The 12,040-nt window shown below is 62.4% G+C and carries 10 protein-coding genes and 1 tRNA gene; 7 read left to right on the forward strand and 4 right to left on the reverse strand.

The features are described from left to right. Window positions 1-12: 12 nt before the first annotated feature. The gene (locus tag ABEA02_RS08105; RefSeq protein WP_345532389.1) at window positions 13-498 is read left to right on the forward strand and encodes a type II secretion system protein; all 486 of its coding nucleotides are present in this window, start codon (window positions 13-15) and stop codon (window positions 496-498) included. A 58-nt stretch (window positions 499-556) separates the two neighbouring features. On the opposite strand, the gene ABEA02_RS08110 is transcribed toward ABEA02_RS08105, so the two are convergent. Then, window positions 557-632: transfer RNA gene (locus tag ABEA02_RS08110), tRNA-Phe, on the reverse strand. Between the two features lie 188 nt (window positions 633-820). Between ABEA02_RS08110 and ABEA02_RS08115 the strand changes: the two genes are divergently transcribed. The 6 genes from ABEA02_RS08115 (at window position 821) to ABEA02_RS08140 (ending at window position 8,651) form a co-directional block, all read left to right on the forward strand. Next, window positions 821-2,107 carry a cyclic di-GMP phosphodiesterase gene (locus tag ABEA02_RS08115; RefSeq protein WP_345532390.1) on the forward strand — a complete coding sequence of 429 codons (1,287 nt, stop codon included), beginning with the start codon at window positions 821-823 and terminating at the stop codon, window positions 2,105-2,107. A gap of 1 nt (window position 2,108) precedes the next feature. After that, on the forward strand, window positions 2,109-4,016 hold the full coding sequence (locus ABEA02_RS08120; protein WP_345532391.1) for a PAS domain-containing hybrid sensor histidine kinase/response regulator: 1,908 nt from the start codon (window positions 2,109-2,111) through the stop codon (window positions 4,014-4,016). A 30-nt stretch (window positions 4,017-4,046) separates the two neighbouring features. Beyond that, a complete protein-coding gene (mutY, locus tag ABEA02_RS08125) occupies window positions 4,047-5,114 on the forward strand; it encodes an A/G-specific adenine glycosylase (protein WP_345532392.1) in 1,068 nt (355 codons plus the stop codon). Window positions 5,115-5,422: 308 nt separating this feature from the next. Next, window positions 5,423-6,259 carry a diaminopimelate epimerase gene (gene dapF / locus ABEA02_RS08130; protein WP_345532393.1) on the forward strand — a complete coding sequence of 279 codons (837 nt, stop codon included), beginning with the start codon at window positions 5,423-5,425 and terminating at the stop codon, window positions 6,257-6,259. A 109-nt stretch (window positions 6,260-6,368) separates the two neighbouring features. Beyond that, window positions 6,369-7,016, forward strand: coding sequence for a DUF484 family protein (locus ABEA02_RS08135; RefSeq protein WP_345532394.1), 648 nt, complete (start codon window positions 6,369-6,371; stop codon window positions 7,014-7,016). Between the two features lie 90 nt (window positions 7,017-7,106). Next, entirely contained in the window at window positions 7,107-8,651 is a 1,545-nt protein-coding gene (locus ABEA02_RS08140; protein ID WP_345532395.1) for an AAA family ATPase, read from the forward strand. Window positions 8,652-8,694: 43 nt separating this feature from the next. On the opposite strand, the gene yacG is transcribed toward ABEA02_RS08140, so the two are convergent. The 3 genes from yacG to argA are packed head-to-tail and all read right to left on the reverse strand — an operon-like array spanning window position 8,695 to window position 11,960. Next, window positions 8,695-8,883: a DNA gyrase inhibitor YacG gene (yacG, locus tag ABEA02_RS08145; protein WP_345532396.1), complete on the reverse strand. Its 189-nt coding sequence runs from the start codon at window positions 8,881-8,883 to the stop codon at window positions 8,695-8,697. Then, complete coding sequence (locus ABEA02_RS08150; protein WP_345532397.1) at window positions 8,880-10,610, reverse strand: sensor domain-containing diguanylate cyclase; 1,731 nt, start codon at window positions 10,608-10,610, stop codon at window positions 8,880-8,882. Before ABEA02_RS08150 ends, yacG begins: the two co-directional genes overlap by 4 nt. Window positions 10,611-10,622: 12 nt before the next feature. Further along, window positions 10,623-11,960, reverse strand: coding sequence for an amino-acid N-acetyltransferase (gene argA, locus ABEA02_RS08155; protein WP_345532398.1), 1,338 nt, complete (start codon window positions 11,958-11,960; stop codon window positions 10,623-10,625). Window positions 11,961-12,040 lie beyond the last annotated feature (80 nt).

Raw genomic sequence — 12,040 nt, forward strand, 5'->3', positions numbered from 1 at the left:
CAGCAACGGGGCATGGTCTATCTGCTGCTGATTTTCACCCTCGCTACGTTGGGCTTTCTGCTTGCCGAGCTGGGACGCGGCTGGAGCCTGACCGCACAACGCGCGAAGGAAACCGAGCTGCTGTTCATCGGCCAGCAGTTCGCACAGGCCCTCTCCAGCTACAAGGCCCGCACCCCGCAGGGCACGCCCGAGGCCCCGCAGCGCCTCGAAGATCTCCTCGAAGATCGCCGTTTCCCCTTCATCGTGCGCCATCTGCGCGAGATTCCGCGCGACCCCATGACCGGCCTGCGCGACTGGGGCCTTGCGCTGCAAGACGGGCGCATCGTCGCCGTACACAGCTTGTCGGAGCGACAGCCCTTGCGGCAAGGCATGCTGCCCGAGTACGTATCGGTGAAGAACGAGGAAGGCCGCGCTTACCGCAAATGGTTCTTCGTACCCGTGGCAGCAAGCCCCGGGCCGGGCATTGGTGCCACAAGCGGCGAGAATCCCCAGCAGTAGGCCAAACCGGCGCCACAAAGCAAAAAGCCCGTCCGGTAAGGGACGGGCTTTTCAATTCTGGTGGCCGGTCGCGGAATCGAACCACGGACACGCGGATTTTCAATCCGCTGCTCTACCAACTGAGCTAACCGGCCAAAGAGCTGAGCATTATAGTCACCCAAAGCCGCTTCCGCAAGCCGACATTGCCCCCAAGAGGCCGGAACTGCGCCACATCAAGCTCCTCCGGGCGTTCCAGGGGCTCAATGTTCGTGCTGGCAGGCCGATATCTGTTGAATTCACCAGAACCGCCTGCCGCACGGCTTGACCCAGACTGTTCCGCCAAATGGAAACCCGGACCGACGACGTCTTCGTGACACCCGAGCAATTGTGCATAGGCCTGTATGTGCACATTGATCTGCCCTGGTTCAGTCATCCTTTCAGCTTCAGCAGCTTCCGCATCAAGTCGGCGGATCAGATCTCCACACTGCGTGGCCTGGGGGTCAAGCAATTCCGTGTCGACCCCTCCCGCTCAGACAAGATGCCGGAAGCCACAACCGGGGCCACGGAGGCCGCCGCTGCCCCGGCAGCCGAAACCGCGCCGCTGAGCCCCGCAGAAGCCGAGCGCGTACAACGAACCCGCCTGCTGGCCGAACGCAAGGAAAAGCTCGCGCACATGGAAAAAGCCTTCGCCAAGGCCGCCACCATCATGCGCAACATCAACCGCAATCTGCTCTCCAACCCACGCGACTGTCTGCAGGAGGTCGGGGGGCTTGTTGACCAGATGGTCGGCGCCTTCCTCAACGAGCCCGAGATTGCCCTGCACGTGATGGGCGAGAAGGCCGGCGGTGAAGAGGTCTATTTCCACGGCCTCAACGTCGCCATCCTGTCGATGATGCTGGCGCGCGAAATGGGTATGACGGCAGAGGACACCCGTGTGCTTGGCCTCGGTGCGATGTTTCACGACATCGGCCTGATGGAAATTCCGGACAAGGTGCTCAAAAAGAACATCGACGAGATGAACCATGCCGAGCGTGAGCTGCGCAAGCTGCACAACGACTATGGTCTGAAAATCGCAAAGCGCGTCGGTCTGCCGGAAAGCGTACAGGCCATCATTGCCCAGCATCACGAAAACGCCGACGGTTCAGGTTATCCAAAAGGATTGAAGGGTGAAGCGATTGCGCAGCCGGCGCGCATCGTGGCGATGGTCAATCACTACGACAACCTGTGCAACCCGGCCGACATCTCACGCGCGCTGACACCGCACGAAGCGCTGTCGCTGATGTTTTCGCAACGCCGTGCCAAGTTCGATGCACAGGCCCTGCAGCTGATGATCCGTTGTCTTGGCGTCTACCCGCCGGGCAGCGTTGTGAAACTTTCGAATGAAAGCATCGCCCTTGTACAGTCGGTCAATCCCGCCAAGCCGCTGCGCCCCTGGGTGCTGCTGTATGACGCGAAAGTGCCCAAGGAGGAAGCAATCTCGATCAACCTCGAAGACGACCCCTCGCTTAACATCGTGAAAGCCGTACGTCCCATCCAGTTGCCGACAGCGGTGTTCGAGTATCTCAATCCACGCAAGCGCGTCACTTATTACTTCGACGCGAATTCATCCAATCCGGCCAAAGGCCAGTGACATGCAGCACCCCGAGTCCGTCCTGCTGAGCCAGTCGCAAGAGATCCTGCTGCTGGTCGATGCGCAGACACTGGCCATCGTCGAAGTCAGCGCCGCCACCATCCAGCAGCTGGGCTACACACGCGACGAGCTGATCGGACGATCGATCACCGAGATCGAGTGCGCCCTGTCCGACGTGTTCTTCTGGGAAGAGGTCCGTGCCGGTGGCGGCAGCGATATCACTGATGCGGAAGGCCTGTACCAGCGCGCTGATGGCAGCACGCTGGTCGCGCGCAAAAGCGTGCATCGCTGCCGGGGTGACGCCGCTGGCTGGCTGGTGGTGCGTGCCGAAAACGTGGAAGACGAAGTCGAGGCCGAGGAGGAGCTGGCGCACATGGCGTCGCAGCTGCGCGCCACGCTCGAAGCCACGGCTGATGGCATCCTGGTGCTCGACCGCGAAGGCCGCATCACCAACATGAACCGTCGCTTCGCGCAGCTGTGGCACCTGCCTCACGAGCTGCTCGAACGCCACGACGACACGCGACTTTTCGCCCACATTCTTGGCCAGCTCGAATCGCCCGAGGACTGTCAGGCGATGCGCGCACCGCTGATGGGCGATGCCGAAGACGAAACCTTCGACACCGCTCCGCTGCGTGATGGCCGCGTCTTCGAATGCAAGACGCGCCCCGCCATGCACGCAACGCAGATCATCGGCCGCGTGCTGTCGGTGACCGACATCACCGAGAAATTTCGCGCCGAGCAAGCGCTGATCGCCGCACGCGATGCGGCCAACGCGGCGAGCCACGCCAAGGGCGAGTTCCTTGCCATGATGTCGCACGAGATCCGCACGCCCATGAACGGCATCATCGGCATGGCCCAGCTGCTGCAGATGAGCGAGCTGCCTGAGGAGCAACGCGAGTACGTCGACACCATGCGCAACAGCGGTGAAGCCCTGCTGCAGATCATCAACGACATCCTCGACTACTCGAAGATCGAGGCGCGCAAGCTGCAGCTGGAGTCGACGTGCTTCGACCTGCCTGCCCTGCTCGAAGACCTGCGCAAGCTCTTTTCGGTGCGCCTGCACGAGAACGGACCGCGCTTCTCGGTGACGATAGACGCCGACGTGCCGGCACGCCTTGTCGGCGACCCGGTCCGCATGCGCCAGCTGCTCGTCAATCTCATCGGCAACGCCTTCAAGTTCACCGAGCAGGGCGAGATCGCCGTCACCATCCGCCAGATTGCGGCCGACACGGAAGCCAGCCTGCTGCGCTTCGCCGTGCGCGACACGGGCATCGGCATCCCGGCGGACAAGCTCGAACACATCTTTACGCCCTTCGAACAAGCCGACATGTCCACCACGCGACGCTACGGCGGCACCGGCCTCGGGCTGTCGATCTGCCGCATGCTCAGCGAAATGATGGGCGGCCAGATCGGTGTCGATAGCCAGGTCGGAGAAGGTTCCGAATTCTGGTTCACCGCCCGCCTGCTGCGCGACGCCGGCAACATGCCGAAAGTGGCCGCAGCGGTCCGCACTGATGGTCGACTGGGCTCTGACACCCAGGTGCTGATCGTCGAGGACAATCCGGTCAACCTCCTCGTGCTCACCAATCTCGTGCGCAAGCTGGGCGGCTCGTCCATCCTGAGCGCAGCCGATGGCTGCGAAGCCCTCGAACGCTGCGCAGCCCAGTCTTTCGACATCATCTTCATGGACACGCGCATGCCGGTGATGGATGGTCTGGAGGCCACCCGATCCCTGCGCAGTGAAGGCAACGACACCTACATCGTCGGCGTCAGTGCCGATGCCATGTCCGAAGACCGTGAGCGGGCGCTCGGCTGCGGCATGAACGACTACGTCGCCAAGCCTGTCTCCATCGACGCCTTGCGTAACGCCATCCAGCGCTGGTCCGAGACGCGCAACGCGGCAGCCTGACTCCCGGCACGCGGGCTACACTCGCGTCCCATGAGTGCCCGCCCCCGCAGCAAGTCCTCCGCTTTTGCCCGCCAGCTGATTGCCTGGCAAGCCGATCACGGCCGCCACGACCTGCCCTGGCAGAACACGCGCGACCCCTACCGCGTCTGGCTGTCCGAGATCATGCTGCAGCAGACCCAGGTCGACACCGTCATCCCCTACTACCAGCGTTTCCTGCAGCGCTTCCCCGATGTGGCTGCGCTGGCCGCTGCCCCCACCGACGACGTGCTCGCGCTGTGGAGCGGGCTCGGCTACTACGCCCGCGCCCGCAACCTGCAACGTGCGGCACAGCAAGTCGTGCACGAACATGGCGGACGCTTTCCACGCGACGCAGCCGGCCTCATGGCGCTGCCCGGCATAGGCCGCTCCACAGCCGCCGCGATTGCCGCTGTCTGCCATGGCGAAGCCGTCGCCATTCTCGACGGCAACGTCAAACGCGTGCTGACGCGCCACTTCGGCATCGAGGGATTCCCCGGTGAGCGCGCCATCGAGCAACAACTCTGGCAACTTGCCGAATCGCTGGTGCCTGCCGACGACGCCGCGCGCTACCCGCAAGCCATCATGGATCTCGGCGCCACCCTCTGCACGCGCAGCAAGCCGCGCTGCGACGACTGCCCGGTCAAACAAAGCTGCGTCGCGCGACGCGACGGCCGCCAGGCCGAGCTGCCCACACGCAAGGCCCGCAAACCCGTGCCGCAACGCCAGGCCCGCGTCCTCGTGCTGCGCCATCGCGGCAAGATCCTGCTCGAACAACGCCCGCCCAGCGGCATCTGGGGCGGCCTTTACAGCCTGCCCGAGTTGGCTGCCGGCGAAACCCTCGCCGCCGCCCTGCTGCGCATCACCGGCCAGCCCCTGCCCGCCGACAGCCAGGAACTGCCCGAGGTGCTCCACGTCTTCACCCATTTCAAGCTCAGCCTGCAGCCCGAACTGGTCGAGCTCGATCAGTCCCTCCAAGGCGTTGCGGAAGCTGGTTTGCGCTGGTTTGCGTCGGGCGATCTGGATGAAGTGGGGCTGCCGGCGCCGATACGACGGATTCTTGCTGCGCTGCCTGACGCCTGAACAAGGCTCGCGCCCGAACCACCATTTCCCCCTCTCCCGGCCTCCGGCCACCCTCCCCCTCATGGGGCGGGAACTGCAAAGGGTTGGTGTTACATGTTTCTGCTGAGGGACCACAGCGACGCTCACGACCACTGATAGCCGTGCCCTCCCCGGCTTTACGTTCGGCGCAGCCGCTCTGCGCCCCCCTCGCCCGCTTGCGGGAGAGGGGGTGGGGGAGAGGACTTGAGGGGGAGGGTGCCCCGTCAGGGGCGGGAGAGGGGGAAATGCCACGCCACCGCCCAATCCCCCACCTGAGCGATAATCCCCCCATGAAAATCCGCTTCACCAAAATGCACGGCCTCGGGAACGACTTCGTCGTCATCGACGCCATCAATCAGCCCGTTGAACTCACGGCCGCACAGGCGCGCTTTCTTGCCGACCGCCGCTTCGGTGTCGGCTGCGACCAGATCCTCATCGTCGAGCGCCCCACGCAGCCCGGCGTCGACTTCCGCTACCGCATCTTCAATGCAGACGGCAGCGAGGTCGAACAATGCGGCAACGGCGCGCGCTGCTTCGTACGCTTCGTCGTCGATGCCCATCTCACGGAGAAGCAGGAAATACGCGTCGAGACCAAGTCCGGCATCATCGCCCCGCGCCTCGAAGGCAATGGCGAAGTCACCGTCGACATGGGCGCTCCCATCCTTGAGCCGGCACGCGTGCCCTTCATCTCCGACTCGGCCGAACTCATCCAGCCGCTTGCCGTCGATGGCCGCGACTACGCCATCACCGCCGTTTCCATGGGCAACCCGCACGCCGTGCAGGTCGTCGACAACGTCGACACCGCTCCGGTCGAAACACATGGCCCCATCATCGAACGCCACCCGCGCTTCCCTGCCCGCGTCAATGCCGGCTTCATGCAGATCGTCGACCGTCACGCGATCCGCCTGCGCGTCTTCGAGCGCGGCTCGGGCGAGACACTCGCCTGCGGCACCGGCGCCTGTGCAGCCGTCGTCACCGGCATTGCGCGCGGCCTGATCGACAGCCCGGTGCGCGTGGAGACCCGTGGCGGCTACCTCTCTATCGCCTGGCAGGGTCCCGGCACACCGGTCATGATGACCGGTCCCGCCGTTGCCGTCTTCGACAGCGAAATCGAACTGCCGAAATGAACCGAACCGCCGTTCGCCCTGAGCGTAGCGCCGCGAAGTCGAGGCGCTCGGCACGCACGGTCATCCTGACAGCCCTACCGCAGCAAGCCACTCTTCTGGAGCCTCGCCCATGAACGCCCAAGACGTCCTCAACTTCCTGCAAGACAACCCCGACTTCTTCGCCGAGCACCCCGACCTGCTCGCCGAACTCAACGTCCCGCACGACACCGGCGCCGCCATCTCGCTGACCGAACGTCAGATCGCCACGCTGCGCGAGAAGAACAGCCAGCTGCAGGCCAAGCTCTCCGAGCTCGTCGGCTTTGGTGAAGAGAACGACGCCATCTCCACCAAGGTGCACCGCCTCACACTGAGCCTGCTGCGCTCCGAGAGTTTCGAATCCTCCAGCCAGTCGCTCTACACCCACCTGCTCGAAGACTTCGCCGTACCGCACGTTCAGCTGCGCATCTGGAACAGCATCCTCAAGCGCCCCCTGCCCGAGTTCGTCGAAGTCAGCGAAGCCTTGCGATTCGAAGCCGCCGACCTGCAACACCCACGCTGCGGCCCTGCCACAGCTGGCGAAATCCTCGAATGGTTCGGCGAAGACGCTGACAAGCTGCGCTCCTGGGCACTGATTCCCCTCCGCCGCGACGCCCAGGTCTTCGGCATGCTCGCCCTCGGCAGCGAAGACCCGCAACGCTTCTTTGCCGAGATGGGCACGCTGTACGTGGAACGGATTGGGGATCTGGTGAGTGCGGCGGTGTTGCGGTATGTGGGTTGAGCCCGCAAAAAATGCGGCCGTGTTTAACTCTCAAAATTGATATGCCGATCTCCGCACAATGCCGTGCACTTTGCCAATCTGAAGCAAAGGATGAATATGAGCCTACTGCGTCGTAATCTTCAACAGGTGTGGGATCAGTTGCGTGCGAAAAAGACGCACATGCCAAAGTTTTTGGAGTCAGTGCTTTTGCGCAACCTGCGCGGGATTGCTGAACTACCCGTCAGCTTTGGGTATCCGGTATCGGTTGTCGCGGGCCCGAACGGGTGCGGCAAATCCACAGTTCTGTTTGCTTGCGCTTGCGCTTACGACGTATCGGAAAGCCGTGACTACAGTCCTGCGGTGCTCTTCCCAAATCTGAAATCTCCCTCGCTTTCCGACCAATTAGGGTCGCCGTCATTCGAATACTACTTCGCGGAAAACGGCTCTCGCCTAGGCATGACTTGGCGACGTGGGAAGAGCTGGAGCAAGAGCTTTATGGGGCGCAAGGAGGCTGCGCAACCCCAAAGGAATATCTATCTTCGGACGCTGGCAAACCTTACAAGCCCATCAGAAGTACGCAGCATTCTTCAGATTGGTTCTAAAAATTTCGAACAGCATGAACTAGACGCCGATCTAGTTGCATTTGCACATCGAGTACTGCCATTCAAGTATCGGGGTCTGAAGCTGTTACAGCTCAAAGGTAAAGACCTCTTGTTTGCAGACCGTGAAGACACAGGGTCCGCTTACTCAGAATTCCATATGTCTGCTGGCGAGAGAGCTTTGCTAAGAATCTCAAAGGATATTTCTCGCTTACATGACGCACTGATCCTGATCGACGAAATTGAAGCAGGGCTTCATCCTCACACGCAGCAGCAAGTGATGCTGGAGCTGCAGCGCCTTGCCCTGCGCAATAATTTGCAAGTGATCGTGACCTCACACAGCCCAGTGGTGCTGGAGAGCGTGCCACCGGAAGGGCGTATCTTCTTGGAGAGGACTCATGGCAACGTACATGTTCAACCGCCTTACCGAGACATTTTTCAGCGCGCCTTCTATGGTCAATCGCAAGACAAGCTTTCTATCCTCTGCGAAGACGAAGTGGCAGAAGGATTGATTCTGGGTGTACTAGATGTATTGAATCCGCGCCTAAATCTCACCCCAGACGACGTAACGGTAGGCCGGGACACCGGTAAGGATCAGTTTCCGCAACACGTGGAAACGCTCGGAAAGTTTCAATTGCTGGATGAATTCGTACTGGTGCTTGACGGTGATGCACGCGGTGTGGAGCCAGCGGTGCAGCAAGCTGCGCAACGATTCAATCGCACGATGAGTCCGCTTTTTCTCCCTGGCGAAACCCCGCCAGAAGACTGGATCTACGTCGCACTGGAACGACGCGCAACTCAATATGTCGAAGAATTAGGGGCGCCGGGGCTGGCTGAGCTGCTACGCAGCTTGCGGCAATCATTCGAAAACGCTTCTGACAAACCGACGAATATCATCAAGCAACGCTACGCGACGCTTGCCGATAGTCTTCAACGAGAGCCAAAGGAAATCGCGCGCATCGTCGGTCGCTGGGAAGCTGCGAACGGGGACATGAAGATCTTTGCTTCTGAGTTAGAGCAGGCGGTATACAACTGGCGCAACAAAATGGGCGCTTAAACACGTCTACATATCATGCGCTCGTATGCTGCGCGCGCAAGCCCTACGCCTTGGGCTCTTCCATATCCTGCCCCGGATCAGGCTCCGCACCCGGCACGCGATAAGTGTCAGACGCCCAAGCGCCTATATCGATGAGCTTGCAGCGCTCTGAACAGAAGGGGCGGAAGCGGCTTTCGGGCTTCCATTCGACGGGTTTGCTGCAGGTGGGGCAATTGACGGTACGGGTGTTCATGAGTGCAGGGGTTCGGCAACTTCGCAGCGGTTCTTGCCGCGCATCTTGGCCTGGTACATGGCGCGGTCGGCGGCCGCGATGAGGGCATCGGTGTCGCGCGCGTGCCAGGGCACTGACGCGATGCCGATGCTGACGGTAATGGCAGCTTCGACGCCGCCGAAGTCGAAATGCATGTCGCTGACGCGAGCCAGCACGCGGCGCGAGAGTTGTACCATGCGGTCGATGTCGGCATTGGAAGCCAGGATGGCGAACTCGTCGCCACCCAGACGGAAGAACAGTTCGTTACGGCGGACGATGGAGCCGATCTCGGTCGACAGCTGCATCAGGACTTCGTCACCGGCCTGGTGGCCGAAGGTGTCATTGATGGCCTTGAAGCCGTCGAGGTCGAAGCTGATGAGTCCCAGCTCTTCGCCGCGTCGCTCGGCATCGGCAATGCGACGCTCCAGCTCTTCGACGAAGCGACGGCGGTTGTAAAGACCGGTGAGCGGATCGCGCTCGGCAAGATCAGTGAGGCGACGCTCAGCCAGCCGCGCAGCGGTGACGTCTTCGAACACCCACACACGGCCGATGGACTGCGTGCCATCAGATGACGGGACGACGGACGATACCTCACTGATGATGCGGCCATCGGTAAGCTCGATATCCCAGGCCTCGCTGTTCTGACGCGAAGCGATGACTTCTTCAACATGGCGCATGTAGGCCGCGTCGTTGGCGCGCAAACCGGCGGTTTCGGCAATGATCTGCTCATCGCGCGTCCCGACCACGGCGTCGCGCGAGGACAGCATCCACATCTCGATGCAGGGCTGGTTGATGTAGACAACGCGACGGTCGCGATCGACGAACAGGATGCCTTGCGCCACCGTGTCGAGCAGGGACGACAGCCGCATCTTCTCGTCGTTGCTGCGCTTGAGGTAATGCTCCTTGAGCGCCTGCGTGCGACGCAGGGCGGCCACGGTTTCAAGCAGCTTGAGCTCGACATCCTTGCGGCGCTGGATGTCCTGCGCCGAGAAACGCACGCCGGTGATGCGTCCATCGTCATCGCGACGCACGCTCCAGCGACAAGAGAACCAGGTCAGTCGGCCGTCGCGGTGCTGCATGCGCAACTCGTGCCCTTCGCGCTCTTCGCCATCCAGGCCGCGCCGCGCGAGCTCCTTCATCAAGGAACGGTCTTTGGCATAGACCCACAGATCAATGATGTCGCGCGAGTCAAAACACTCGGCGAGCGAGTAACCCGTGACAGCTTCGGTCGACGGACTCAGCCACAACAGCCGACCGCGTGGCGAGAAGAAGGCCTCAATGCCGATGGCGTCATCGGCAATCTGTCGGTACCAGTCGGTCTCATCACGCAGTTTTTCGATGCGCTCGCCCGCGCGTGAGACAAGTTCGAGAATGCTCTCGCCCAGTGCGTCGATGCTGCCGCCAGCATTGGCCGGCAACTGCGGCGTACTCTGCGTACGAATGGCGTGCAGGATGCTCTCGTGCAACTCGGCCACCCGCGCCGTGGCGCGTTGATTGGCAAGACGGAACGCGCCCCACAGCATCACACCCATCAGCGCAGCAAGCAGCAGGGCCTCGACCAGCGGCGATGAGTCGGCCAGATGGGATACCCATACCACCACAGCAGCGAGCACAACGGCAACCCCCACCAACAAGCGGCTCAACACCGTCCAGCGTCCTGCCGGCTTGGGCAGATGGGGTTGGGAAACGTTGCGACGCGCGCTGGACATGGCGGAGTCGGCTCAGAGCGACTTCATCAGCACCTTGGACCGGCGCTGGAAGTTGTAGAGATCACGTTTGCGACCCGGCAAAGCCTCAGGGCCCACCTCGGCGAAGCCGCGTTCGCGGAACCAGTGTTCGGTCCGTGTCGTGAGCACGAAGAGTTTCGTCAGGCCCTGAGCACGCGCGCGCTGCTCGACGTGCTGCAGCAGGCGCTCACCCAAACCGGCACGGCGGTACTCCGCTGTGACGGCGAGACAGGCCATCTCGCCCATGCCGTCTTCGCGGAACGGGTTGAGCGCGACGCAGCCTACGACCATGCCGTCGTTCTCGGCCAGCGTGAAGCGCTCGATCTCCTGCTCCAGCAGCTCGCGCGGCCGCCGCACCAAAGTACCGTCAGCCTCCAGTGGTGCAATCATCGAGACCAAGGACGCCACATCGTCGATGTTGGCGTCGCGCAGGCGATGCAGCGGATCACGCGTGACCATGGTGCCAACGCCCTGGCGGGTGAAGAATTCGAGCAGCAGGCCGCCATCCTTGTCGCGGTCGATGAGGTGGGCACGTGCCACGCCCTTGCGCACGGAGCGGATCGCACGCGGCAGGAACAGGTGCAGGTCTTCGGTGAGGCCTTTGCCTTCGGTGAACATGCGCTCGGCCTCATCGGCCGTAATCGCCTCGATGAGCCGGCCGCCTTCATCGAGCAGCCCCGGCGCGTCGCACAGATAGATCAGCTTCTCGGCCTTGATCGCGACAGCAACAGCCTCAGCAACTTCTTCCATCGCCATGTTGAAGATCTCGCCGGCGGGCGACACGCCCAGCGGCGTGATCAGCACGACGTTCTGCTGATCGAGGTCGGCAATGATTTCTTCGGCAATGACCTTGCGCACCGAGCCGGTGAAGTGCATGTCGATGCCATCGACAACACCCATCGGCCGGGCGGTGACGAAGTTGCCGCCCGTCACGCGCATCCAGGCGCCCGCCATCGGGGTGTTGGGCAAGCCCTGGGACAGGCAGGCCTCGATCTCGATACGGGTGATGCCCATGCCGGCCTTCACTGCTTCGAGCGCACGCGCATCGGTGACGCGCAGGCCGTTGTGGTACTTCGATTCGAGACCGCGCCGCGCCAGCTCCTGTTCGATGTGCGGCCGCGAGCCGTGCACCAGAACCAGGCGCACACCCAGCGCGGCCAGCAGGTTCACGTCGTGGCAAAGGTCCTGCAGCAGTTCGCCCTGTGCAACCTCGCCACCGAAGGCGAGCACGAAGGTCTTGCCGCGGAAGGCGTGGAAGTACGGTGCAGCGCCACGCACCCAGTCGACAAAACGGATGGCGTCGTCATCGCCCATGCGGGCGGCTGCCGTCATGTTCTCGCTGAAGATTCTCGGTTCGCTGTCACCCACCCTTGGACATCCTCCCTGTCGTGCCCCTCACTGGATCATGTGAG

Origin of the sequence: Viridibacterium curvum (assembly GCF_039544165.1) — a bacterium.
Lineage (GTDB): Bacteria > Pseudomonadota > Gammaproteobacteria > Burkholderiales > Rhodocyclaceae > Viridibacterium > Viridibacterium curvum.

What these genes read in the sequence shown, in the direction of transcription:
- ABEA02_RS08150 (WP_345532397.1), bottom strand. Translation starts at nt 10,610, where the DNA reads ATGTCCAGCGCGCGTCGCAACGTTTCCCAACCCCATCTGCCCAAGCCG.
- ABEA02_RS08135 (WP_345532394.1), top strand. Translation starts at nt 6,369, where the DNA reads ATGAACGCCCAAGACGTCCTCAACTTCCTGCAAGACAACCCCGACTTC.
- dapF (WP_345532393.1), top strand. Translation starts at nt 5,423, where the DNA reads ATGAAAATCCGCTTCACCAAAATGCACGGCCTCGGGAACGACTTCGTC.
- ABEA02_RS08140 (WP_345532395.1), top strand. Translation starts at nt 7,107, where the DNA reads ATGAATATGAGCCTACTGCGTCGTAATCTTCAACAGGTGTGGGATCAG.
- mutY (WP_345532392.1), top strand. Translation starts at nt 4,047, where the DNA reads ATGAGTGCCCGCCCCCGCAGCAAGTCCTCCGCTTTTGCCCGCCAGCTG.
- yacG (WP_345532396.1), bottom strand. Translation starts at nt 8,883, where the DNA reads ATGAACACCCGTACCGTCAATTGCCCCACCTGCAGCAAACCCGTCGAA.
- argA (WP_345532398.1), bottom strand. Translation starts at nt 11,960, where the DNA reads ATGACGGCAGCCGCCCGCATGGGCGATGACGACGCCATCCGTTTTGTC.
- ABEA02_RS08115 (WP_345532390.1), top strand. Translation starts at nt 821, where the DNA reads ATGGAAACCCGGACCGACGACGTCTTCGTGACACCCGAGCAATTGTGC.
- ABEA02_RS08105 (WP_345532389.1), top strand. Translation starts at nt 13, where the DNA reads ATGGTCTATCTGCTGCTGATTTTCACCCTCGCTACGTTGGGCTTTCTG.
- ABEA02_RS08120 (WP_345532391.1), top strand. Translation starts at nt 2,109, where the DNA reads ATGCAGCACCCCGAGTCCGTCCTGCTGAGCCAGTCGCAAGAGATCCTG.